Below are 22,866 nucleotides of genomic sequence, written 5' to 3'. Positions count from 1 at the left end.
AACGGTAAAGGCGCGAACCCGGCAGCGGAATTCTTAAATCGATAAGTCAGGCTTTTTGGCCGCGAAGCGATAGCGGGGCGCTTTTCAAAAATCTTTGCGTTCGGGGATATTTCGTTGCCGGGTGGCATTACTGATTCAAAATCTTTGCGATTGAGGAGATTCCTTGATTTTCACGGGCTTGACGGCTAAAGTCTTCGCAATCAAGGAGATTTTCATGATTCTTACCCAACCCGGCGATATCGGCGCGGCCGTGCGCGCGGCGCGCAAGGCAGGCGGCATGCGCCAGGACGACGCTGCCGGGGCCATCGGTGTCAGCGAAAACTTTATGGTGCGGGTCGAGAACGGTGCCGAAGGCATCCAGTGGGGCAAGCTGTTCCAGGTGCTGCAGGGCCTTGGCCTGCGGGTGACCGTCGACCTGCCGGAGGCGGCGGCGCCGCGGGTGGAAGCCGAACTCGCCAAGCTCAGGCAGCGCCAGGCCCGCAGCCGCAATCGGCGCAATGCCAGGGATGCCGACCAGCATGGCTGAGCGCGTGCTGGTGGCGAGCATCAACGGCACCCCCGTGGGCGAGTTGCAGGAAGCCGCCGACCTCTGGTCATTCCGCTATGACGCGGCCTGGCTCGCCAATCCGCACGCCTTCGCGCTGAGCCCGGCGCTGCCACTGCAGCCTGAGACCCTGGCCGATGGCAGCACGCTGCGGCCGGTGCAATGGTATTTCGACAACCTGCTGCCCGAAGACGGCCAGCGCGCGCTGATGGCGCGCGATGCCAGCATCCGCGACGAAGCCGATGCCTTTGCCTTGCTGGAGCACTACGGGGCAGAATCAGCCGGCTCGCTGACGCTGCTGCCTCGCGGACGCCTGCCGGCCGGCGCGCCAGCCCTGCGGCCGTTGAGCGATGCCGCGCTCGACGCCCGCATTCGCAGCTTGCCCGGCGTTCCGCTCACGCATGGCGCGGTCAAGCGCATGTCGCTGGCCGGCGCGCAGCACAAGCTGGCGGTGGTGCTGCAGGACGGCGCGCTGTTCGAGCCCGGCGCGGACACGCCGTCGACGCATATCCTGAAACCGAACCATCAGGTCCAAGAGACCTATCCGCATTCGGTCATCAACGAGTGGTTCGTGATGTCGCTCGCCGCGCGGCTGAAGCTTGACGTGCCGCAGGTACATCGGCGCTATGTGCCGGCGCCGGTGTACCTGGTCGACCGCTTCGACCGCCGCCTGGCGTCGCCAGGCCAGTGGCAGCGGTTGCATGCGATCGACGCCTGCCAGTTGCTGAACCTGCCGCGCACCTTCAAGTACGACCAGGGCAGCGTCGGCCGGCTGGCCGAACTGGCTACGCTGTGCCGCGCGCACGCGGTGGCACGGGCGCGGCTGTTCGACTGGCTGGTGTTCAATATCCTGGTCGGCAATTCCGACGCGCACCTGAAGAACCTGAGCTTCCTGGTATCCGATGCCGGCATCGCGCTGGCGCCTTTCTATGACCTTGTCAGCGAGGCGGCCTACGCCACCCGTACCTATGACAAGACCGGCTGGCCGCAGGCGCACCGCTTTGCGTGGCCGGTGCTCGGCGTCGAGTTCTACAGCGATTTCTCGCGTGCGCTGGTATTGGAAGCGGGGCGCGTGCTAGGCCTGAACCGCGCCACCGCCGAACGCCGGCTGGATGCCATGCTGCGCGGCATCGTGCCGGCGGCACAGGCGTTGTATGAACTGGCGGCGCAGCAGAACGGCGCGCTGGCGCGCGAGCGGCCGGCGCAGGCGGGCGGGTTTGCCGGGGAACTGGCTTGCCTGCGCGTGATTCGCTCCACCATCATTGCCGACATGGTGCGCGCGCTGTCCCGCGGCTGATTCCGCCTACTGGCTGGCCGGATGTGCCGGGCTGAACCAGTACGGCACCAGCGCGGCGGCGATCAGCACCGCTGCCGACAGGAAGATCGCCGCATAGGTGGACGGCAGCGGCCAGCCGCGCACATGGCCGGCATTGGCGATCAGGCCGAAGCCCCATGAGGTCAGGGCCGAGCCCAGGAACACGAAGGTATTGAGCAGCCCCAGCCCGCGCCCGCGCTGCGACGGCGGGATCAGCCCGCGGCCCTGCGCCATCACCAGCGGATGCAGCATGCCGATGGTCGACAGCAGCGCCATCATCGCCACCCCGTAACCGATGCCGCGGTCCGGCCACAGCGACAGCAGCACGCCCCCGGCCATGGCCAGGCACGACCAGCCGGCGATGGTCGTCTTGAGCGTGCCGCGCCGCACCAGCACCGGCAGCACGAAGGCGGTCAGGAATCCGGCCAGGCTCAGCAGCGTCAGCGCCACGCCGCGCGGCGCCGAGCCCAGGCTGAACACGTCTGCCAGGTAGGGCCCGCTCCAGGCATTGCGGAAGGCGGTGCCGGCGGCCATCGCCACGCACAGCGGGATCAGCGTCCACAGCGGCGCCAGCTTGAGCAGCTGCAGACTTTCCGACAGCATCGCCGGCCACGACGCGCTGCGGGCCTCGGCATGGCCCTGGTCGCGCACGCAGCGCCACACGCCATAGCAGGCCGCCACCATGCCCAGCGCCGACACCGCCATCGATGGCCGCCAGCCCACCAGCGAAATGGCCCAGCCCAGCGGCGCGGTCGCGCACAGCGAGCCGACCATGCCGGTGGCGTTGGAGCGGCTGACCACGCGGGTGTAGTCGCGCTCGGACAGCTGCTCCGAGGCGAAATGCAGCAGCCCCATGAACACCGGCGCGCACGCCAGCCCCAGCCCTACCTGCGCCAGCGTGGCGGCGGCGCCGTTGGGCGCCACCACGAACAGGATCGACGACAGCGCGCCCACCGCCAGCAGCAGCGCGGTCGGACGGCCCACGCCATAGCGGTCGAAGGCGATGCCCACCGGGATCTGCGCCACGGCAAAGGCCAGGAAGAACGAAGACGACAGCGCGCCGAAGCCCGCCGGCGACAGGCCGAAATCGTGCTGCAGCTCGGGCGCCATCACCGCCAGGCACGAGCGGAAGAACTGGCTGAGCGCAAAGGCAAAGGTCAGGATGGCGATGCCGCGCACGGCATACGCGGCCGGGTTGCGCGCGGGCAGGGCGCGCACGCCGGGAGGCGATCCGGAAGGAGGGATATTGCTGGGGGTCACGGCGTCAGTGGCGCTGTCTCTGCAGCGAGTGTACGGCCTGCGCGCGTTGCCGGATCAACGGTTGGCCGGTGTTCGCCCAGATTGCGCGGGCAGGGAGTTGCGCTGCCGATTGTGTACTCCCTCTCCCGCTTGCGGGAGAGGGTCGGGGTGAGGGCGGGGAGCTTCGACGAAGTACAGTGCGTCGGTATGCCTGTGCCTGCCCTCACCCCCGGCCCCTCTCCCGCAGGCGGGCGAGGGGAGCAAACAACCGGTTCGCTGGTCCGTATCAGCCCGGCAGCGCGTCGTACGTCAGCAGGAACACCTGCTCGTCCCCCGCGCTGACCGGCAGCCACACGATCTCCAGTTCCGGGAAGGCCGCTTCCACATTGGCATGCTCGTTGCCGATCTCCACCACCAGCACGCCGCCCGGGTTCAGACGCGCCTTGGCGCCGGCGATGATCCGCCGCACCACGTCCATGCCGTCGTCGCCGCCGGCCAGCGCGATGCGCGGCTCGGCCAGGTATTCGGCCGGCAGCGCCTGCATCGAGCTTTCGTTGACGTAGGGCGGGTTGGTCAGGATCACGTCGTAGGTGGCGCCGTGCGGCAGCGGCGCGTACAGGTCGCCCTGGTACAGCCGGATGCGGTCTTCCATCTTGTAGTCGGCCACATTGCGATGCGCCACCGCGAGCGCGTCGGGCGAGATGTCGACCGCGTCGATCTTCGCGTTCGGCCACACATGCGCGGCCACGATCGGCAGGCAGCCGGAGCCGGTGCACAGTTCGAGCACCGGGCCGATGCTGTCGCTCTCGCCGACCCAGGGTTCCAGCCCTTCCTGCAGCAGTTCGCCGATAAAGCTGCGCGGCACGATCACACGTGAATCGACGTAGAAGCGCAGGCCATGCATAAAGGCCTCGTGCGTGATGTAGGCGGCCGGCACGCGCTCGTTGACGCGGCGGTCGATTACCTTCAGCACCGCCTCGACTTCCTCGGGCAGCAGCCGCGCATCGAGGAAGGGATCGAGCGTATCGAGCGGCAGGTTGAGCGTATGCAGCACCAGGTAGGCCGCCTCGTCATAGGCGTTGGCGCTGCCGTGGCCGAAGGACAGGCGCGCGGCGGTAAAGCGCGACACGGCCAGGCGCAGCAGGTCGCGCACGGTGCGCAGGGGAGAGGGCGTTGCCATGGATGGGTTGTCTATGCAAAAAAATCAGGCGATCAGGCGTTCCAGCACGCCGCGGTACACGTTCTTCAGCGGCTCGATAAAGCGCACTTCGACGTGCTCGTCGATCTTGTGGATGCTGGCGTTGGGCGGGCCGAACTCGATCACCTGCGGGCAGATCTTCGCGATGAAGCGGCCGTCGGAAGTGCCGCCGGTGGTCGACAGCTCGGTGTCGAAGCCGGTCTCGGCCCGGATCGCCGACGACAGCGCCTCGGACAGCTCGCCGCGCGGCGTCAGGAAGGGCTCGCCGCCCAGGGTCCAGTCGAGCGTGTATTCCAGGCTGTGGCGGTCCAGGATGGCATGCACGCGCGCCTTCAGGCCCTCGGGCGTGCTCGCCGTCGAGAAGCGGAAATTGAAGTCGATGGTGACGTGGCCCGGGATCACGTTGGTGGCGCCGGTGCCGCCGTGGATGTTCGACATCTGCCAGCTGGTGGGCGGGAAGTATTCGTTGCCCTGGTCCCAGGTTTCGGCGGCCAGTTCGGCCAGCGCCGGCGCGGCGTCGTGGATCGGGTTGCGGCCCAGGTGCGGGTAGGCGATATGGCACTGGATGCCCTTCACCGTGAGCTTGCCCGACAACGAGCCGCGGCGGCCGTTCTTGACCATGTCGCCGAGCGCGTTGACCGAGGTCGGCTCGCCGATCACGCAGTAGTCCAGGCGCTCGCCGCGCGCGGCCAGCGCCTCGACCACCTTGACGGTGCCGTCGTGCGCCGGGCCTTCCTCGTCGCTGGTGATCAGGAAGCCGATCGAGCCGGCATGCGCGGGATGCGCCTTGACGAACTCTTCCACCGCCACCACGAAGCCGGCGATCGAGGTCTTCATGTCGGCGGCGCCGCGGCCGTACAGCTTGCCGTCGCGGTGGGTCGGCGCGAACGGGTCCGAGTGCCACTGCTCCAGCGGGCCGGTCGGCACCACGTCGGTATGGCCGGCGAACACCAGCAGCTTGCCGTCCTTGCCCCTGGTGCCGCGCTTGACCGCCCACAGGTTGGTCACACGGAAATCGTCGGGCCCGCTGACCAGCGCTTCGCAGTCGAAGCCGATTGCCTTCAGGCGGGTTTCCAGGATGGCCTGGCAGCCTTCGTCGGCGGGCGTGACGGAGCGGCGGCGGATCAGGTCTTCGGTAAGGGCGAGGGTGGGGTTCATCGGACGGCGGAATCGGAAATCAGAACTGGCTGGCGTACTGGTCGGCGGAGAAGCCGACCATCACCTTGCCATCGTGGGCCAGCACCGGGCGCTTGATCAGCGACGGGCTTTGCTGCATCAGCGCGATCGCGCCGGCTTCATCTTCGGCGCGGGCCTTGTCGGCATCGGTCAGCGCGCGCCAGGTGGTGCCCTTGCGGTTGAGCAGCGTGGCCAGCGGCACGTGCCGCAGCCAGCCGCGCAGCATGGCCTCGTCCACGCCCTGCTTCTTGAAGTCGTGGAAGGTGTAGGCGACGCCGTTGGCATCGAGCCAGGTGCGGGCCTTCTTGACGGTATCGCAGTTGGGAATGCCGTAGAGCAGGACGGTCATGGCTTGCAGATCTCGTTATGTTGATTGTCATTCCCGCCTGCGCGGGAACGACGGGCGTTCAGCGGAACAGCAAATTCAGCGCGATCACCAGGCCGCCCAGGCCCAGCGCCACGCCGCCCATCGCCACCGCCGTCATCAGCCGCAGGCGCCGGTCCAGCCGGGCGGCTTCCTTGCGCAGCGCGTCGATGGTGATGGCGTGCTGCTCGGCCAGCAGCTTGACCGCCTCGGCCTGCTGCACCACCGCGGCCTCGAGCTCGGCGATGCGCGCCGCGGGATCGCGCGCGTCGGCCACCGCGGCTTCGGGCGAGCCGTCCTTGCGCTTGTTCTTCTTCAGTTTCTCGAGGGTCTTGTTGGCCTGCTCGAGAATGGTCGGCAGCAGGGAAAGCACGGTACTGACGGTGGTGGGATCCAGGGCCATGAGTCGCTTGCGGAGGGAGGGCATGTTCAGCCTGGCCAGGCGGATGACGACGGTCGCGGCCCGTGCGGGCCGCGACGGGGCGCGATCAGTCGCCGCGCAGCAGGTCGTTCAGGCTGGTCTTGGCGCGAGTCTGCGCGTCGACCTTCTTCACGATCACGGCGCAGTACAGGCTGTACTTGCCGTCCTTGGACGGCAGGTTGCCCGCCACCACCACCGAACCGGCCGGCACGCGGCCATAGTGGATCTCGCCGGTTTCGCGGTCGTAGATCTTGGTCGACTGGCCCAGGTACACGCCCATCGAGATCACCGAGTTTTCCTCGACGATCACGCCTTCGACCACTTCCGAACGCGCGCCGATAAAGCAGTTGTCTTCGATGATCACCGGATTGGCCTGCAGCGGCTCCAGCACGCCGCCGATGCCCACGCCACCCGACAGGTGCACGTTCTTGCCGATCTGCGCGCACGAACCGACCGTGGCCCAGGTGTCGACCATGGTGCCTTCATCGACATAGGCGCCGATGTTGACGTACGACGGCATCAGCACGGCGTTCTTCGCGATGAACGAACCGCGGCGGGCCACGGCCGGCGGCACCACGCGGAAGCCGGCCTTGGCGAAGTCGTCGCCGCTCCAGTTGGCGAACTTGGTCGGCACCTTGTCGTAGAACTGGGCAAAGCCGCCGGCGCTCATCGGTGCGTTGTCTTCCAGGCGGAACGACAGCAGCACGGCCTTCTTGACCCACTGGTTGACGATCCAGTCCTTGCCTTGCTTCTCGGCCACGCGCAGCGTGCCGGCATCGAGCTGGCCGATGACGTTGGCAACGGCCTCGCGGATGTCGTTGGGGGCGGACTTCGGCGACAGGCTGGTGCGGTCTTCCCAGGCCTGGTCGATCAGGGCTTGCAGAGCTTGCGTCATGTTAGGTTCTCAGGTGGTGAATGTTGATGTTCGGGAGTCGAGCCTCAGGTGTGTCAGCCTCGACCGCTGGTTTGCTCCCCTCTCCCGCGTGCGGGAGAGGGGCCGGGGGTGAGGGTGGGCGGTTCTACGGGCGTGGTGCCTTGCCAAACCACCCCTCACCCCGACCCTCTCCCCTTGAGGGGAGAGGGAGAACACAAAGGGACAATCAGGCCTCAGCCCAGCGATTTGCAGAATTCCACGATCCGCCGTGCCCCCTCGACGCATTCCTCCGGCGTTGCCACCAGCGCCATGCGCACGCGGTTGGCGCCGGGGTTGATGCCGTCGGCCTCGCGCGCCAGGTAGCTGCCGGGCAGCACGGTGACGTTCTGCTCGGCCAGCAGCCGCGCGGCGAATTCGGTATCCGACAGGCCGGTGCGCGAGACGTCGGCCCACAGGTAGAAGCCGGCATCGGGCAGCGCCACGTCGAGGACTTCCGCCAGCATCGGCGTGACTTCGCTGAACTTGCGTACGTAGGCAGCGCGGTTCTCGCGCACATGCGATTCGTCGTTCCACGCGGCGATGCTGGCGCTCTGCACCGCCGGGTTCATGGCGCCGCCGTGGTAGGTGCGGTAGAGCAGGAACCGCTTCAGCAGCGCGGCGTCGCCGGCGACGAAGCCCGAGCGCAGGCCCGGCACGTTGGAGCGCTTGGACAGGCTCGAGAACACCACGAGGCGCTCGAAGGGGTTGGCCCCATCTGCACGGCCAAGTTTGTGGGCGGCCTCGAGCGCGCCCAGCGGCGCGCGGCCCTCGTCGAAATAGATCTCGGAATAGCACTCGTCCGAGGCGATCACGAAGCCGTAGCGGTCGGACAGCGCGAACAGTTGCTTCCAGTCTTCCAGCGACAGCACCGCGCCGGTCGGGTTGCCGGGGGTGCAGACAAAGAGCAGCTGCACCTGCTGCCAGACCTCGTCGCCGATGCGGTCGAAGGCCGGGGCGAAATTGCGCGACGGGTCGCTGTTGGCGAATACCGGGGTGGCGCCGGCCAGCAGCGCCGCGCCTTCGTAGATCTGGTAGAACGGGTTGGGGCACAGCACCAGCGCGCCTGGCCGGGTGCCGTCGACCACGGTCTGGGCAAAGGCGAACAGCGCCTCGCGCGAGCCGGTCACGGGCAGCACTTCGGTGGCGGCGTTGACCTTGGGCAGGCCGTAGCGGCGCTCCAGCCATCCCGCGATGCACTGGCGTAGTGCATCGGAACCGGCCGTTGTGGGATAATTCGCCAGCCCCGCAAGCGACTCTGCCAGCGCTTGCTTGATGAACGCAGGCGTCGGATGCTTGGGTTCACCGATGCCGAAGCTGATGGCCGGCTTGTCGGCAGCCTTATTGTCGGCAACCTTTACTTGCGCAAAGAGCACCCGCAGTTTCTCGAACGGGTAGGGCTGGAGCAGGTCGAGGCGCGGATTCACAGTGTCAGTCGGGGCCGGTTAAAACGACGCATTATAGAGGAACGGCGCGGGTTTCCGTGCGCCGGCCCGGCCCGCCAGGCGGTCTTTGGCGGGGGTCGGGCCGCCGCGGATGGCGGGTATCACGCCACGGTGATGCCGCCGGCGCCGTCCGGACGCAGCCATGCCGCGCATGGCGGGCGCTCCGGCTCGCCTCGCACCGATTCCCTTTATGAGCACAAATCCAGTTGCGGCGCCGCTGGCGCCGGCCGACCGCCATGCGGTCAAGGCATCGCTTTCCATCCTGATCGGCGCCTCGGTATGGGGCATCGCGTGGTTCCCGTACCGCGTGCTGGCCGGCTGGGGGCTGGGCGGCATGCATGCCGCGGCGCTGGTCAGCGCGGTCGCGGCGGTGCTGTCGCTGCTGGCCTTCCGCCGCCACCTGGGCGGGCTGCGGCCGCACTGGCTGTTCCTGGCGATCGGCCTGGCGGCGGGCGTGACCAATGCCGGCTTCGTCTGGGGCAGCGTCAACGGGCACGTGATGCGCGTGCTGCTGCTGTTCTACCTGACGCCGGTCTGGACCGCGCTGTTCGCGCGGCTGTTTCTGGGCGAGCGGCTGTCGGCGGCCGGGCTGGCACTGGTGGGGCTGGCGCTGTTCGGTGCCGGGCTGATGCTGTGGACGCCCGCGGTCGGCGTGCCGCTGCCGCGCTCCGCCGCGGAATGGTCGGGCCTGATCGGCGGCATGGGCTTTGCCGTCAACAACGTGCTGTCGCGCCGCGCCGGGCAACGCTTTCCGGACACCGACGCACGCGTGCGCACGGTGGTGGTCTACCTGGGCTGCACCGTGGTCGGCGTGCCGGCCGCGCTGCTGCTCGAAGGTCCGGCGGTGGCGGTCGTGCCGGGCGCGCAGGTCAGCGCGGCGATGCTGGTACTGGGGCTGGCGGCGGTGCTGGTGGTCAGCAACTCGGTGGTGCAGTACGGGCTGCAGCGGCTGCCGGCCAACCGCGTGTCGCTGCTGATGCTGTTCGAGATCGTCATCGCCGCGGTGTCGTCGTGGTGGCTGGCGACCGAGGTGCTGAGCTGGAAGGAGGCCGCTGGCGGGCTGTGCATCATCGCCGCCGGCGCCTTGTCGGGGCTGGTGCACCGCAGCCGCGCCACGCCCGTGCCGGCCGCGGGCGCCGAGGCCGCGGCCTGCCACTAGCTCTGGCGCAGTTCAGTGCAGGATCACCCGCGACACCATCGCCACCAGCGGCGCGCGCACCGCGCGCTCGACGCCGCGGTGCAGGTGCAGCGGCCGCAGCAGCATCTTGACCGTCATCTCGATCGGGATGTTGCGGCGGATCACGCCTGACACGCGCGTATTGAGCGCGCGCACCTCCGCCTCCGGCACCGACTCGACCCCGCGTTCCATGCGCAGCACGTTGCGCAGCGCGATCGCCGCGTCCTCGTTCTTGATCTCCAGCAGCCGGCGCGCCAGCGCCCGCAATACGCGCAGCCGGCCCAGCCCTTCGGCTTCGGCGAAGCGGTTGAAGAAGTGGAAGAAGTGCTTGTAGTGCCGCACTTCGTCATTGGAGATGCGCCGCGTCAGGTCGCGCAGCACCGGTTCGTCGCTGGCCTGCTCGAGCGCCCGGTAGTAGGCCGCGGTGCCGGTCTCGACCACGCAGCGGGCCGCCATCTCGAGCGCCTCGGTGGGCTCGAACTGGTCGATCGAGCAGGTCTGGCTGTATTCGTCGAAGAAGCGCGCATAGCCGCGCTCCCAGTCGAATTCCGGCCAGACATGCTCGACATAGCGCCGCAGCGCCAGGCCGTGCTGCAGCTCCTCGGCCTCCCAGTGCTCGGACAGCCAGCCGGCGGCTTCGGGCACGCGGGCGTAATAGGTGGCGAGGTTGCCGGCATAGGTGTCGGAGCCGCTTTCGATAAACGAAGCCGACACCAGCAGGTAGAACAGGTCACGGTCGCCGCGCACGCGCGCGACGTCGATCGCCTCGTATCGGATGTCGCTGACAGACCACGGCCGGGCGGCCGCTGACAGTTCACTCATGCTCTGTCCTCCTGGTTTGCCCAAGGCGGGCGAAACGCTGCGAAAAGGCTGCTGGGGGCGTTCATGGTGCGTGGGGCCGGAGGCGCATCCGGCATCGCCGACAGAGCAGAGACTAGCATTTACCCTGATTAGTTTCCGGTGCGTCACGCGGCAAGCGCGGCTGGCGGCCTGCGACCGGCTTGCCAAAGTGCTTGCGAAACCGCTTGTAAGGGTCGGAAAGGCAAAGGAATTCCGGCCACCGTCACCTGCCGCGGAAGGGTCCCAAACGGGCCGGCGAAGGCATCTGCGATGGTATGATTAGCCCCAATTCTCGGGCTGGAGGGGTGTTTTGAGGTGCTGGCGTCACGCCGCGCCGGTCCCCGCGCAGCCCGGCTTTTCCGAACCGTGCAATAGCCCCGATACCCGATACCAGGCCGCCCCCGCTTTGCTGCCGGAGTGGCCGATACCACACGAGAAAACCGTGCGACTATCCTCGATCAAACTGGCGGGCTTCAAGTCATTCGTCGATCCCACCAATTTCCAGGTGCCGGGCCAACTGGTCGGCATCGTCGGTCCCAACGGCTGCGGCAAGTCCAACATCATCGATGCCGTGCGCTGGGTGCTGGGTGAGTCACGCGCGTCCGAACTGCGCGGCGAGTCCATGCAGGACGTCATCTTCAACGGCTCGACCGCGCGCAAGCAGGCCGGCCGCGCCAGCGTCGAACTGGTGTTCGACAACGCCGAAGGCCGCGCGGCGGGCCAGTGGAGCCAGTACGCCGAAATCGCGGTCAAGCGCGTGCTGACCCGCGACGGCACCTCGTCCTACTACATCAACAATCAGCCGGTGCGCCGGCGCGACATCCAGGACATCTTCCTGGGCACGGGCCTGGGCCCGCGCGCCTACGCCATCATCGGCCAGGGCATGATCTCGCGCATCATCGAGGCCAAGCCCGATGACATGCGCATCTTCCTGGAAGAGGCGGCGGGCGTGTCCAAGTACAAGGAGCGCCGCCGCGAGACCGAGAACCGGCTGTCCGATACCCGCGAGAACCTGACCCGGGTCGAAGACATCCTGCGCGAGCTCGGCAGCAACCTCGAAAAGCTCGAAGGCCAGGCCGAGGTGGCGCAGCGCTTCAAGACGCTGCAGGCCGACGGCGAAGAGAAGCAGCACCTGCTGTGGCTGCTGCGCAAGCGCGAGGCCCAGCAGGAGCAGGAGCGCCATCAGCGCGCGATCGAGCAGGCCCAGATCGACCTGGAAGCGCAGACCGCGCAGCTGCGCCATGTCGAGGCCGAGCTGGAAACCATGCGCGCCGCGCACTATGCCGCGTCGGATGGCATGCACGCGGCCCAGGGCGCGCTGTACGAGGCCAATGCCGAGGTCAGCAAGCTCGAAGCCGAGATCCGCTACGTGGTGGAATCGCGCAACCGCGTGCAGGCACAGATCGCCGCGCTGACCGCGCAGCGTGAACAGTGGCAGGCCAAGGCCGAACAGGCCACCGACGAACTGGCGCAGGCCGAGGAAAACCTGGCCGTGGCCGAAGGCCGCACGGTCGAGGCGCAGGAGGCCGTGGCGCAGCAGAACGACGAGCTGCCGACGCTGGAAGCGCAGTGGCGCGACGCCCAGCAGCTGCTCAACGAGCAGCGCGCCGGCATCATGCAGGCCGAGCAGGCGCTGAAGCTGGAGGCCGCGCAGCAGCGCAGCGCCGACCAGATGCTGCAGCAGCTGGAACAGCGCCGCGAGCGTCTGTCGGCCGAAGACAAGGGCCTGGACCGCCCCGACGAGACCCGCCTGGAGCAGGCCCGCGCCGAGCTGGCCGAGCAGGAGGCGCTGGTCGAGGAAGCCCAGGCCGTGCTCGCCGACGCCGAAGAGAACGTGCCGCGCCTGGACGAGGCGCGCCGCGCCGCGCAGGCGCGCGTGCACAGCGAAGCCGCCGCCATCGCCACGCTCGAGGCGCGCCTGTCGGCGCTGCGCCAGCTGCAGGAAAACGTGCAGACCGACGGCAAGGTGCAGCCGTGGCTGGCGAAGCATGAGCTGGCCGAGCTGCCGCGGCTGTGGAAGAAGGTCCATATCGAGCCGGGCTGGGAAAACGCGCTCGAATCCGTGCTGCGCGAGAAGCTGGCCGCGCTGGAAGTGTCGAACCTGGACTGGGTCAAGGCCTTCCTGTCCGATGCGCCGCCGGCCAAGCTGGCGTTCTACTCGCCGCCGGCCGCGGCGCGTCCGCTGGAAACGCCCGCCGGGCTGCGCCCGCTGATGGCGCTGGTGCAGATCACCGAGCCGGGCATCCGCGCGGTGATGCAGGACTGGCTCGCGGACGTCTATGTCGCCACCGACATGGCGCAGGCGCTGGCCGCGCGCAACACGCTGCCCGAAGGCGCCTCGTTCGTGGTTGCCGAAGGCCACCTGGTGGGCCGCAACGCGATCCAGATCTACGCCGCCGATTCCGAGCAGGCCGGCATGCTCGCGCGCGAGCAGGAAATCGAGAACCTGCAGAAGCAGGCGCGCGCGCAGTTGCTGCTGTCCGACGAAGCCAGGACCGAGGCTGTGCGCGCCGAAGCGGCCTACACCCAGGCCAGCCAGGCGCTGGGCGACGCCCGTGCCCGCGCCGAGCAGGCCACGCGCCGCGTGCATGCGCTGCAGATGGACGTGCTCAAGCTGTCGCAGGCGATGGAGCGCTATGCCGCGCGCAGCGGCCAGATCCGCGAAGAACTCGAAGAGATCCACGCGCAGATCGAAGAGCAGCGCGCGATCCGCGCCGAATCCGAAGCCAGCTTCGAGCAGCACGACGCCGCGCTGGCCGAGATGCAGGCCACCCATGAAGACCAGCAGATGGCCTTCGAGGCGCTGGACAGCAAGCTCTCCGGCGCGCGCCACCAGCTGCGCGACCTCGAGCGCGCCGCGCAGGAGGCATTGTTTGCCGAGCGCAACCTGGCCAGCCGCATCGACGAGCTGCGCCGCAATATCCAGGTGGCGGCGGACCAGGCCGAGCGCATCGCCGAATCGCTCGAGAACGCCCGCGCCGAACTCGAGACCATCAACGAGCAGACCGCGCATACCGGCCTGCAGGAAGCGCTGGAGCGCCGCGCCGAGAAGGAAGAGAAGCTGACCATCGCGCGCACCGAGCTCGATGCGCTGTCGGCGCAGCTGCGCCAGCACGACGAGCAGCGCCTGGCCGCCGAACGCAGCCTGCAGCCGCTGCGCGACCGCATCACCGAGCTGCAGCTCAAGGAACAGGCCGCGCGCCTGAACCAGGAGCAGTTCAGCGAGCAGCTGAGCGCCGCCGAGGTGGACGAGGCCGCGCTGGCCGACAAGCTGACCGGCGACCTGAAGCCGTCGTACCTGCAGGGCGAAGTCACGCGCATCAACAACGCCATCAACGCGCTCGGCCCGGTCAACATGGCCGCGCTCGACGAACTGGCCGCGGCGCGCGAGCGCAAGACCTTCCTCGACGCGCAGTCGGCCGACCTGAACGACGCCATCGGCACGCTCGAGGACGCGATCGCCAAGATCGACCAGGAAACCCGCGCGCTGCTGCAGGGCACCTTCGACCAGGTCAACCACCATTTCGGCGAGCTGTTCCCGTCGCTGTTCGGCGGCGGCCAGGCGCGCCTGATCATGACCGGCGAGGAAATCCTCGATGCCGGCGTGCAGGTGATGGCGCAGCCGCCGGGCAAGAAGAACTCGACCATCCACCTGCTGTCGGGCGGCGAGAAGGCGCTGACCGCGATCGCGCTGGTGTTCGCGATGTTCCAGCTGAACCCGGCACCGTTCTGCCTGCTGGACGAGGTCGACGCGCCGCTGGACGACGCCAATACCGAGCGCTACGCCAATATGGTGGCGCGCATGTCGGACAAGACCCAATTCGTTTTCATCTCACATAACAAGATCGCCATGGAAATGGCTCATCAACTCATTGGCGTGACCATGCAGGAGCAGGGGGTTTCCCGTATCGTGGCGGTGGATATGGACGCTGCGGTTTCCATGGCGGAGGCAGCATGAAGCTCAACATGGACCTGCAGACCGCGCTGATCGTCGCGGGCCTGGCTTTCGTGGTGCTGGTGTTCGGCTACAACCAGTGGCAGATCCGCAAGGCACGCCGCCCGCGCGAGCTGCGCCCTGAAGACGACCTGCCGCCGATGCGCGAGCCGGTGGTCGGCCAGAGCACCGCGCCGGAAACCGCCGCACGCCTGCACGAAGCCGCTGCCGAGCAGCCGCCGCGGCGCGAGCCCACCTTGTCGCAGGCACCGGCCAGCGCCGGCGCCGCCGTGGCTGACAACAACCACGCCGCTGCCGCCGCGGCCGCTGCAGCCAGCAGCGCCGACGCCGACGAAGCCGTCGCCGAGGAAGTCGCGGTCGGGGCCGCAGTGGCGCGCGCGTCGGAGGAGGAAGCGGATGCCGCCATCGCCGTGGCACCGGCACCTGCTCCCGCACCTGCACCGGCGCCTGCGCCGGCGCCCGCACCGGCTGCCGTCGCCGCCGTACCGGACGGCCAGCCCGCGCCCGCAATCGTCGATCCGCTGATCGACTGCATCGTGCCGCTGCACCTGGAGCGCAAGGCGTCCGGCGACCGCATCCTGCCGCTGACCGGCCGGCTGCGCCGCGCCGGCACCAAGCCGGTCCATATCGAAGGCCTGCGTGCCGAAGCCAACGCCTGGGAGCCCGTCACCGCCGGCCATCAGTACGAAGACCTGCAGGTCGGCGTGCAGCTGGCCAACCGTGGCGGCCCGCTCAACGCCCTCGAGTTCTCGGAATTCGTCACCGCGGTCGAGTCGCTGGCCGAGTCGCTCGACGCCTCGGCCGACCTGCCGGACATGGGCGAGACCGTCGCCAACGCACGCGAGCTCGACGCCTTTGCCGCCGCTTGCGACGTGCAGCTGGGTGTCAACGTGATCTCCGACGGCGCGCCGTGGTCGGCCGCCTATGTGCAGAACGTGGCGACGCAGGACGGGCTGGTGCTGTCGCGCGACGGCACCCGCTTTATCCGCTACCAGGCCAATGCCGAGGGCGTGCAGCGCCCGCTGTTCACGCTGCAGTTCGGCGACACCAACTTCCTGCGAGACGACCTGACCGTCAAGGCCGGCCGCCAGATCACGCTGCTGCTCGACGTGCCGGTGGCAGACCAGGGCGCCAAACCGTTCAAGACCGTGTGCGAGTACGGCCATACGCTGGCGCAGCGCATGGGCGCGCAGCTGGTCGACGACAATATGCGGCCGCTGACCGAAGCCTCGTTCGTCGCCATCTTCAACCAGCTCGAAGCGCTGTACCAGAAGCTGGAAGCGCGCGGCATGCCGGCCGGTTCGCCGGTGGCGCTGCGCCTGTTCAGCAACTAGCCGGAGCCTGCCATGACCGCAAAACACCGCGGCGCGCAGGCAGATGCCTCCGCGCCCGCCGGCGCCTTGCCGGCCGATGCCGCCGCCAGCCGCGTGGCCTGGCTGCGCGAAGAGCTGGACCGCCACAACTACCAGTATTACGTGCTGGACGCGCCCACCGTTCCGGATGCGGAATACGACGCGCTGTTCAGCGAGCTGATGGCGCTGGAGCTAGAGCATCCCGAGCTGCAGACGCCGGACTCGCCCACCCAGCGCGTGGGCGGCGAGCCGCTGGCGGCGTTCGACTCGGTGCGGCACCGCGTACCGATGCTGTCGCTCAACAACGCCTTCGCCGACGACGACGTGCTCAACTTCGACCGCCGCTGCGCGCAGGGGCTGGGCCGCAGCGCGCCCGCGGCGGGCGAGGCCGACCTGTTCAGCGCCGCCGACGCGGTCGAATACGCGTGCGAGCTGAAGTTCGACGGCCTGGCCATGTCGCTGCGCTATGAAGACGGCCGCCTGGTGCAGGCCGCGACCCGCGGCGACGGCGAGACCGGCGAGGACGTCACCGTCAACGTGCGCACCATCAAGGCGATCCCGCTCAAGCTGCGCGGCCAGGCGCCCGCGGTGCTGGAGGTGCGCGGCGAGGTCTTCATGTTCCGCCGCGACTTCGACAAGCTCAACGCGCGCCAGGCCGAGGCCGGCGAGAAGACCTTCGTCAACCCGCGCAATGCCGCCGCCGGCAGCCTGCGCCAGCTCGATCCGCGCATCACCGCGCGGCGTCCGCTGTCGTTCTTCGCCTACGGGCTGGGCGAGCTGCAAGGCGTGGAGCGGCCGCCGACCCACAGCGCCATGCTCGACGGCTTTGCCGCGCTGGGTTTGCCGGTGTGCAAAGACCGTGCGGTGGTGAAGGGCGCGCAGGGGCTGCTCGATTTCTACCGCGATATCGGCAAGCGCCGCGACGAGCTGCCCTACGACATCGATGGCGTGGTCTACAAGGTCAACGCGCTGGCCGAGCAGGAGCGCCTGGGCTTTGTCTCGCGCGCGCCGCGCTTTGCGCTGGCGCACAAGTTCCCGGCGCAGGAAATGACCACCATCGTCGAGGACATCGAGGTGCAGGTCGGCCGCACCGGCGCGATCACGCCGGTGGCGCGGCTCAGGCCGGTGTTCGTCGGCGGCGTGACCGTGACCAATGCCACGCTGCACAACGAGGACGAGATCCGCCGCAAGGACGTGCATATCGGCGACACCGTGATCGTGCGCCGCGCCGGCGACGTGATTCCGGAAGTCGTCGCCGTGGTGACCGAGCGGCGCCCGGCCGATGCCCGTGCCTTCGTGATGCCCACCGCCTGCCCGGTGTGCGGCTCGCATATCGAGAAGCTCGAGGACGAGGCCATTGCCCGCTGCACCGGCGGCCTGATCTGCGCGGCGCAGCGCAAGCAGTCGCTGCTGCATTTCGCGCAGCGCCGCGCCATGGATATCGAAGGCCTGGGCGACAAGCTGGTCGAGCAGCTGGTCGACCAGGGCATCGTGCGCACGCCGGCCGACCTGTACAAGCTCGGCGTGGCCAAGCTGGCGGCGCTCGAGCGCATGGCGGACAAGTCGGCCGCCAACCTGGTCGCGGCGATCGACAAGTCGCGCGCGACCACCATGAACCGCTTTATCTTCGCGCTCGGCATCCGCCACGTCGGCGAAGCCACCGCCAAGGACCTGGCCCGGCACTTCGGCAAGCTCGACGCACTGATGGCGGCCGACGAGGCCGCGCTGCTCGAGGTCAACGATGTCGGCCCGGTGGTGGCGCAGTCGATCGCCAACTTCCTCGCCGAGCCGCACAACGTCGAGGTCATCGAGCAACTGCGCGCCGCCGGCGTACACTGGCCGGAAAGCGAGCCGGTGGCAAAGGCGCCGGCGCCGCTGTCGGGCAAGACCTTTGTGCTGACCGGCACGCTGCCGACGCTGTCGCGCGAAGACGCCAAGGAACTGCTGGAAACCGCCGGCGCCAAGGTGGCCGGGTCGGTGTCGAAGAAGACCGACTACGTGGTCGCCGGCGCCGAGGCCGGCAGCAAGCTGGACAAGGCCGAGGCGCTGGGCGTGCCGGTGCTGGACGAGGCCGGCATGCTGGCGCTGCTGGCGCAAGCCGGTGCCGCGCCGGCCGAGCAATAACCGGGAGCACAACCATGATCCGCGAGATTCTCAAGATGGGCGATCCGCGCCTGCTGCAGGTGGCGCGGCCGGTGGAGCGCTTCAACACGCCGGAACTGCGCACGCTGATCGAAGACATGTTCGACACCATGGACCACGCCAACGGCGCGGGCCTGGCCGCGCCGCAGATCGGCGTGGACCTGCAGGTGGTGATCTTCGGCTTCGACCGCAATCCGCGCTACCCGGACGCGCCCACCGTGCCCAAGACGGTGCTGATCAACCCGGTGCTGGAAATGCAGTCCGACGAAATGGAGGACGGCTGGGAAGGCTGCCTGTCGGTGCCGGGCCTGCGCGGCGTGGTGCCGCGGCACGTGCGACTGAAATACAGCGGCTACGACCTGATGGGCAACCACATCGAACGCGTGGCCGAAGGCTTCCATGCGCGCGTGGTGCAGCATGAGTGCGACCACCTGCAGGGGATCCTTTATCCGATGCGGATCAAGGATTTTTCGAACTTTGGGTTTACCGAAATCCTCTTTCCTGACCTGCCGGCGAACAGCGACGATTGAAAAAAAGCGGCCATCCCGGCCGCTTTTTTTCATCAGAACTTCTCGAACTGCCCCAGGAACCGCCACTTGCCCGGCGGCAGATCCCCCAACACCACGCGCCCCATGCGCACCCGCTTCAGGCCCACTACCTGCAGCCCGACCTGCTCGCACATGCGGCGGATCTGGCGCTTGCGGCCTTCGCGCAGCACGAAGCGCAGCTGCTCTTCGTTCTGCCAGCTGACCTTGGCCGGCTTGAGCGGCACGCCGTCGAGCGACAGGCCATGGCGCAGCAGTTCCAGGTCGTCGGCCGGGAATTCGGCGCTGATGTTGCGCTCGACCGGCCCGTGCGGCGAATGCCAGACCACGCGCACCAGGTATTCCTTCTCGACGGTCGAATCCTCACCAATCAGCGCACGCGCGACGCGCCCGTCCTGCGTCAGCACCAGCAGGCCGGTGGAGTCGATATCGAGGCGGCCGGCCGGCGCCAGATTCTTGCGCTGCCACGGCGCAAAGCGCTTGCGCGTGGGGTCGCCTTCCCACTGGTTCTCGGGGGTGAACAGCGCCGCGGCGGGCTCGTAGCCGTCCTCGGCCTGGCCCGAAACGTAGCCGACCGGCTTGTTCAGCAGCACGGTGACGCGCTCGCCTTGCTCGGAGCGCGCTTCCTGCAGGATCTCGATCTCGGCGTCGGGGCGGATGCGGCTGCCGAGCTCGGTCACGGGCTTGCCGTCGACCAGCACCCAGCCGCGCGGGATCCATTCGTCCGCCTCGCGGCGCGAGCACAGGCCGAGCTCGGACATGCGCTTGGACAGGCGAACCAGGCCGTCGTCGTGGCTGGACTCGTCGCGTACCGGGGCGGGCTTTTCCTGGCGCGCGGCCGGTGCGTGCGGGCGTGCCGGGCCGGCGGTGCGGATACGGTCGGCCGCATCGCTGAAGCGGCGTGCCGGCGCCGTGCCTTCGCGGCGGCGCTCGCCGGACGGCGCGGGGCGCGGGCGCCTGTCGTCGTCGCCATGGCGGCGCGGGCGCGAGTCGGGGCCTTCGAAGCGGCGCGGGCGGTTGTCGTCATCGCCGAAGCGTCGCGGCGGGCGCGATTCGCCGCCTTCGAAGCGGCGCGGACGCGCTTCACCGCGATCGCCTCCGGCGCGCCGCGGACGGTTGTCATCGTCGCCGAAGCGTCGCGGCGGACGCGACTCGCCACCTTCGAAACGGCGCGGACGCGCTTCGCCGCGGTCATCGCCGGTGCGGCGCGGACGGTTGTCGTCGTCGCCGAAGCGTCGCGGCGGACGCGATTCGCCGCCTTCGAAACGACGCGGGCGCGCTTCGCCGCGATCGCCTCCGGCGCGCCGCGGACGGTTGTCGTCGTCGCCGAAGCGACGCGGGCGCGCTTCGCCGGCATCCGCACGGCGCGGACGCGCCTGGCGCTCGCCGTCGGCGGGGCGGGGCGCGCGCGGCTGGCGCGGCTGGGCCGGCGCTTCGCCCTTAGCCCCACCGGCACCGGTCTTGCCGCCGGCACGCTGCTGGGCGCGCTTGATGCCCTCGGAAACGGACTGCACGCGCTTGCGGTTCAGGTCGGACACTCGCACCGGTCGGGTGGCGCCCTTGCGCGCGGGCGTGCCGGTATCGCTGGCGGCCTTGATGCCTAGCGTCTTGCGCTTCGGCGAATTGCTGTCGGTCATATCGTTGATGCTCTCCGCCGCGTCAGATGGCGAGGGCGGCGAGCAAGTCCTGTTCAAGCTGAATCTGCAATCGGTTGTCGGCGGCCAGGCGGCTGCCGTCTACCAGGAACACGTCTTCGACGCGTTCGCCCAGGGTGTTGATGCGTGCCGTATGCACGGACACGCGATGCCGTGCCAGTACGCGGGCGATGGCGTACAGCAGGCCGGTGCGGTCGTTGGCGGACAGCGACAGCAGGTAATACTGGCCGCGCTCGTCCGGGCGCAGGTCGACGCGCGGCTTGATCGGGAAGCTGCGCGACTGGCGCGACAGCCGCCCCTGCGTCGGCTCGGGCAGCGCGCCCTGCAGGCGCAGCCGCTCGCACAGCTCATGCTCGACCAGCGCGATGATGTCGCGGTAATTGCCGCCATCGCCGGCCATGCCGGGGTCGGTGACCTGGAACGTATCGAGTGCGTAGCCGTGGCGCGTGGTGTGGATCTTGGCGTCCTGGATCGAGAACGCCTTGCGCTCGAAATAGCCGCAGATGCGCGCGAACAGGTCGGGCTGGTCCTTGATGTAGACCGCCACCTGCAGCCCTTCGCCGGCCGGCGACACGCGCGCCTTGACCACCGGCACCGGGCTGTCGACCTTGTTGTACAGGTGGCGCGTCAGCCAGGCGATATCGTGCGAATCGTGGCGCAGGAAGAAGGCCACGTCCAGCTGCGCCCACAGCGACTTGCCCAGCGCCGGGTCGAACGCCTTCAGGCGCAGTTCCGAGATGGTGTCCTGCTTGCGCTGCGCCCACAGCGAATGCGAGTCGACCCGCGCGCCGCCCAGCACGCGCAGCGTGATGTGGTACAGGTCTTCCAGCAGCTTGCCCTTCCACGCATTCCACACCTTGGGGCTGGTGCCGCGGATATCGGCCACGGTCAGCAGGTAGAGCGCGGTCAGGTAGCGTTCGCTGCCGACCACCTTGGCGAAGGCATGGACCACGTCGGGATCGGTCAGGTCCTGCTTCTGCGCGACGTGGCTCATGGTCAGGTGGTGCTCGACCAGCCAGCAGATCAGGTCGGCGTCCTCGCGCGCAATGCCGTGCTGCCGGCAGAAGCGGCGCGCATCGACGGTGCCGAGGCGCGAATGGTCGCCGCCGCGGCCCTTGGCGATATCGTGGAACAGCGCCGCCACCCACAGCACCCAGGGCTTGTCGAAGCTGGCCATCAGCTGGCTGCAGAACGGGAACTCGTGGGTGTGCTCGACGATGGCGAAGCGGCGCATGTTGCGCACCACCATCAGGATGTGCTGGTCCACGGTGTAGACGTGGAACAGGTCGTGCTGCATCTGCCCGACGATGCGCCGGAAGTTGATCAGGTAGCGGCCCAGCACGCTGGTCTGGTTCATCAGCCGCAGCGCATGGGTAATGCCCTGCGGTTCCTGCACGATGGCCAGGAACAGCCGGCGGTTCTCTGGGTCGTTGCGCCAGCGCGCGTCCATCACCGTGCGCGCGTTGTACAGGCCGCGCAGCGTGCGCGGTGCCAGCCCCTTCACGCCGGGCGTGCGCTCGTACAGCAGGAAGGTTTCCAGGATGGCGTGCGGGTCGCGCTCGTAGACGTCGTCGCTGGTGATTTCCAGCATGCCCTGGCGCTCGACGAAGCGCTCGTTGAGCACGCGCGTCACCTGCGACTCGCTCGGGAACAGCATCGCCTCGATATTGAGCAGCAGCACGCTGTTGAGCTGGGTCACCGCCTTGGCGGCCCAGTAGTAGCGGCGCATCAGCTGCTCGCTGGCGCGCTTGTGGGCGTTCTGGCGGTAGCCGAAGGCCTCGGCCAGCGCGGTCTGCAGGTCGAACACCAGCACGTCCTGGCGGCGCCCGGCGACGAGGTGCAGGCGCGCGCGGATGGTCTTGAGCAGGCGCTCGTTGCGGGCCAGCTCCTGCGCTTCGCGTTGCGTCAGCAGGCCCTTCTCGAACAATTCCTTCCAGCTGTCGCCCAGGCCCGCGGCCTTGGTCATCCACAGGATCACCTGCAGGTCGCGCAGGCCGCCCGGGCTTTCCTTGCAGTTGGGCTCGAGCGCGTAGGGCGTGTCCTGGTACTTGGCGTGGCGCTGGCGCATTTCCAGCAGCTTGGCCTGGAAGAACGCCGCCGGGTCAAGGTCGGCCTGGTAGCGGCTGCGCAGCGCCTCGAACAGCTTGCGGTTGCCGGTCAGCAGGCGCGCCTCGAGCAGCGAGGTCTGGATGGTGACGTCCTGGCGCGATTCGCGGATGCAGTCGTCGACCGTGCGCACCGCCGAGCCGATCTCGAGCCCCAGGTCCCAGCACAGGCCGATAAAGCGTTCCAGCTTGCCGGCGGTATCCCGGTCGGGCTCGGCCGGCAGCAACAGCAGCACGTCGACGTCGGAGTACGGGAACAGTTCGCCGCGGCCGTAGCCGCCCACCGCCACCAGCGCCGCATCGGCGGGCATGGCCAGCCCGCGCCAGGCCTCGCCCAGTGCGGCATCGACGGCGCGGCGCAGCCGCGTGGTCAGCGTGGCGGCATTGGCGCTGGCGTTGAAGTCCGCAAACAGCGCCTGCTTGTCGGCTTTGAGCTGGTCGCGCACGCGCGCGGCCAGCAGCAGTTCCGGCGTGGTGTCCATG

At 68.8% G+C, this 22,866-nt stretch carries 17 protein-coding genes; 7 read left to right on the top strand and 10 right to left on the bottom strand.

Annotated features, from left to right (window positions below; translation table 11 throughout):
- Positions 1 to 214 precede the first annotated feature (214 nt).
- On the top strand, positions 215 to 526 hold the full coding sequence (locus A2G96_RS14050; RefSeq protein WP_062800168.1) for a helix-turn-helix domain-containing protein: 312 nt from the start codon (positions 215 to 217) through the stop codon (positions 524 to 526).
- On the top strand, positions 519 to 1,841 hold the full coding sequence (locus tag A2G96_RS14045; RefSeq protein WP_062802189.1) for a HipA domain-containing protein: 1,323 nt from the start codon (positions 519 to 521) through the stop codon (positions 1,839 to 1,841). Before A2G96_RS14050 ends, A2G96_RS14045 begins: the two co-directional genes overlap by 8 nt.
- Before the next feature lie 6 nt (positions 1,842 to 1,847).
- Here the strand turns inward: A2G96_RS14045 and A2G96_RS14040 are convergent, their stop codons facing one another.
- The 7 genes from A2G96_RS14040 to dapC form a co-directional block, all read right to left on the bottom strand.
- The gene (locus tag A2G96_RS14040) at positions 1,848 to 3,077 is read right to left on the bottom strand and encodes an MFS transporter (protein WP_231909572.1); all 1,230 of its coding nucleotides are present in this window, start codon (positions 3,075 to 3,077) and stop codon (positions 1,848 to 1,850) included.
- Positions 3,078 to 3,384: 307 nt separating this feature from the next.
- On the bottom strand, positions 3,385 to 4,278 hold the full coding sequence (prmB, locus tag A2G96_RS14035) for a 50S ribosomal protein L3 N(5)-glutamine methyltransferase (RefSeq protein WP_062800164.1): 894 nt from the start codon (positions 4,276 to 4,278) through the stop codon (positions 3,385 to 3,387).
- Between the two features lie 24 nt (positions 4,279 to 4,302).
- On the bottom strand, positions 4,303 to 5,454 hold the full coding sequence (dapE, locus tag A2G96_RS14030) for a succinyl-diaminopimelate desuccinylase (protein WP_062800162.1): 1,152 nt from the start codon (positions 5,452 to 5,454) through the stop codon (positions 4,303 to 4,305).
- A 19-nt stretch (positions 5,455 to 5,473) separates the two neighbouring features.
- Positions 5,474 to 5,821 (bottom strand): ArsC family reductase, encoded by a 348-nt coding sequence (locus tag A2G96_RS14025; RefSeq protein WP_062800160.1) that lies wholly within the window; start codon positions 5,819 to 5,821, stop codon positions 5,474 to 5,476.
- 58 nt (positions 5,822 to 5,879) lie between these two features.
- Positions 5,880 to 6,263, bottom strand: coding sequence for a hypothetical protein (locus A2G96_RS14020; RefSeq protein ID WP_062800157.1), 384 nt, complete (start codon positions 6,261 to 6,263; stop codon positions 5,880 to 5,882).
- Between the two features lie 61 nt (positions 6,264 to 6,324).
- Positions 6,325 to 7,152, bottom strand: a complete 828-nt coding sequence (gene dapD / locus A2G96_RS14015) for a 2,3,4,5-tetrahydropyridine-2,6-dicarboxylate N-succinyltransferase (protein WP_012352965.1) — start codon at positions 7,150 to 7,152, stop codon at positions 6,325 to 6,327.
- Between the two features lie 212 nt (positions 7,153 to 7,364).
- On the bottom strand, positions 7,365 to 8,594 hold the full coding sequence (gene dapC / locus A2G96_RS14010) for a succinyldiaminopimelate transaminase (protein WP_062800156.1): 1,230 nt from the start codon (positions 8,592 to 8,594) through the stop codon (positions 7,365 to 7,367).
- A gap of 208 nt (positions 8,595 to 8,802) precedes the next feature.
- Between dapC and A2G96_RS14005 the strand changes: the two genes are divergently transcribed.
- Entirely contained in the window at positions 8,803 to 9,771 is a 969-nt protein-coding gene (locus A2G96_RS14005) for a DMT family transporter (RefSeq protein WP_062800153.1), read from the top strand.
- A 12-nt stretch (positions 9,772 to 9,783) separates the two neighbouring features.
- Here the strand turns inward: A2G96_RS14005 and A2G96_RS14000 are convergent, their stop codons facing one another.
- Positions 9,784 to 10,611 carry a ferritin-like domain-containing protein gene (locus A2G96_RS14000; RefSeq protein WP_062800151.1) on the bottom strand — a complete coding sequence of 276 codons (828 nt, stop codon included), beginning with the start codon at positions 10,609 to 10,611 and terminating at the stop codon, positions 9,784 to 9,786.
- Between the two features lie 460 nt (positions 10,612 to 11,071).
- Here A2G96_RS14000 and smc point away from each other — a divergent pair, with 460 nt between their 5' ends.
- Genes smc through def form a run of 4 tightly spaced genes read left to right on the top strand, consistent with a single transcriptional unit; the run spans position 11,072 to position 18,608 of the window.
- Entirely contained in the window at positions 11,072 to 14,587 is a 3,516-nt protein-coding gene (gene smc / locus A2G96_RS13995; RefSeq protein WP_062800149.1) for a chromosome segregation protein SMC, read from the top strand.
- The gene (locus tag A2G96_RS13990) at positions 14,584 to 15,918 is read left to right on the top strand and encodes a cell division protein ZipA C-terminal FtsZ-binding domain-containing protein (RefSeq protein WP_062800146.1); all 1,335 of its coding nucleotides are present in this window, start codon (positions 14,584 to 14,586) and stop codon (positions 15,916 to 15,918) included. The genes smc and A2G96_RS13990 overlap by 4 nt, the downstream gene beginning before the upstream one ends.
- 12 nt (positions 15,919 to 15,930) lie before the next feature.
- Complete coding sequence (ligA, locus tag A2G96_RS13985) at positions 15,931 to 18,060, top strand: NAD-dependent DNA ligase LigA (RefSeq protein WP_062800144.1); 2,130 nt, start codon at positions 15,931 to 15,933, stop codon at positions 18,058 to 18,060.
- Between the two features lie 14 nt (positions 18,061 to 18,074).
- Complete coding sequence (gene def / locus A2G96_RS13980; RefSeq protein WP_062800142.1) at positions 18,075 to 18,608, top strand: peptide deformylase; 534 nt, start codon at positions 18,075 to 18,077, stop codon at positions 18,606 to 18,608.
- A gap of 32 nt (positions 18,609 to 18,640) precedes the next feature.
- On the opposite strand, the gene A2G96_RS13975 is transcribed toward def, so the two are convergent.
- Both A2G96_RS13975 and A2G96_RS13970 read right to left on the bottom strand, forming a co-directional pair.
- On the bottom strand, positions 18,641 to 20,260 hold the full coding sequence (locus tag A2G96_RS13975; protein WP_062800140.1) for a pseudouridine synthase: 1,620 nt from the start codon (positions 20,258 to 20,260) through the stop codon (positions 18,641 to 18,643).
- Positions 20,261 to 20,282: 22 nt separating this feature from the next.
- Positions 20,283 to 22,865 carry a [protein-PII] uridylyltransferase gene (locus A2G96_RS13970; protein WP_062800138.1) on the bottom strand — a complete coding sequence of 861 codons (2,583 nt, stop codon included), beginning with the start codon at positions 22,863 to 22,865 and terminating at the stop codon, positions 20,283 to 20,285.
- Position 22,866: the final 1 nt, after the last annotated feature.

Source organism: Cupriavidus nantongensis (assembly GCF_001598055.1).
GTDB classification, from domain to species: Bacteria; Pseudomonadota; Gammaproteobacteria; order Burkholderiales; family Burkholderiaceae; genus Cupriavidus; species Cupriavidus nantongensis.
The sequence above is the reverse complement of the archived record's forward strand: the minus strand, read 5'-3'. Positions and strand labels throughout refer to the sequence as shown.

Excerpts from the sequence above, each read along its gene's own strand:
- def (WP_062800142.1), top strand. The coding sequence starts at position 18,075 with ATGATCCGCGAGATTCTCAAGATGGGCGATCCGCGCCTGCTGCAGGTG.
- A2G96_RS14050 (WP_062800168.1), top strand. The coding sequence starts at position 215 with ATGATTCTTACCCAACCCGGCGATATCGGCGCGGCCGTGCGCGCGGCG.
- ligA (WP_062800144.1), top strand. The coding sequence starts at position 15,931 with ATGACCGCAAAACACCGCGGCGCGCAGGCAGATGCCTCCGCGCCCGCC.
- A2G96_RS13990 (WP_062800146.1), top strand. The coding sequence starts at position 14,584 with ATGAAGCTCAACATGGACCTGCAGACCGCGCTGATCGTCGCGGGCCTG.
- A2G96_RS14045 (WP_062802189.1), top strand. The coding sequence starts at position 519 with ATGGCTGAGCGCGTGCTGGTGGCGAGCATCAACGGCACCCCCGTGGGC.
- A2G96_RS14000 (WP_062800151.1), bottom strand. The coding sequence starts at position 10,611 with ATGAGTGAACTGTCAGCGGCCGCCCGGCCGTGGTCTGTCAGCGACATC.
- dapD (WP_012352965.1), bottom strand. The coding sequence starts at position 7,152 with ATGACGCAAGCTCTGCAAGCCCTGATCGACCAGGCCTGGGAAGACCGC.
- A2G96_RS14025 (WP_062800160.1), bottom strand. The coding sequence starts at position 5,821 with ATGACCGTCCTGCTCTACGGCATTCCCAACTGCGATACCGTCAAGAAG.
- A2G96_RS13970 (WP_062800138.1), bottom strand. The coding sequence starts at position 22,865 with ATGGACACCACGCCGGAACTGCTGCTGGCCGCGCGCGTGCGCGACCAG.
- A2G96_RS13975 (WP_062800140.1), bottom strand. The coding sequence starts at position 20,260 with ATGACCGACAGCAATTCGCCGAAGCGCAAGACGCTAGGCATCAAGGCC.
- A2G96_RS14005 (WP_062800153.1), top strand. The coding sequence starts at position 8,803 with ATGAGCACAAATCCAGTTGCGGCGCCGCTGGCGCCGGCCGACCGCCAT.
- A2G96_RS14020 (WP_062800157.1), bottom strand. The coding sequence starts at position 6,263 with ATGCCCTCCCTCCGCAAGCGACTCATGGCCCTGGATCCCACCACCGTC.
- dapE (WP_062800162.1), bottom strand. The coding sequence starts at position 5,454 with ATGAACCCCACCCTCGCCCTTACCGAAGACCTGATCCGCCGCCGCTCC.
- prmB (WP_062800164.1), bottom strand. The coding sequence starts at position 4,278 with ATGGCAACGCCCTCTCCCCTGCGCACCGTGCGCGACCTGCTGCGCCTG.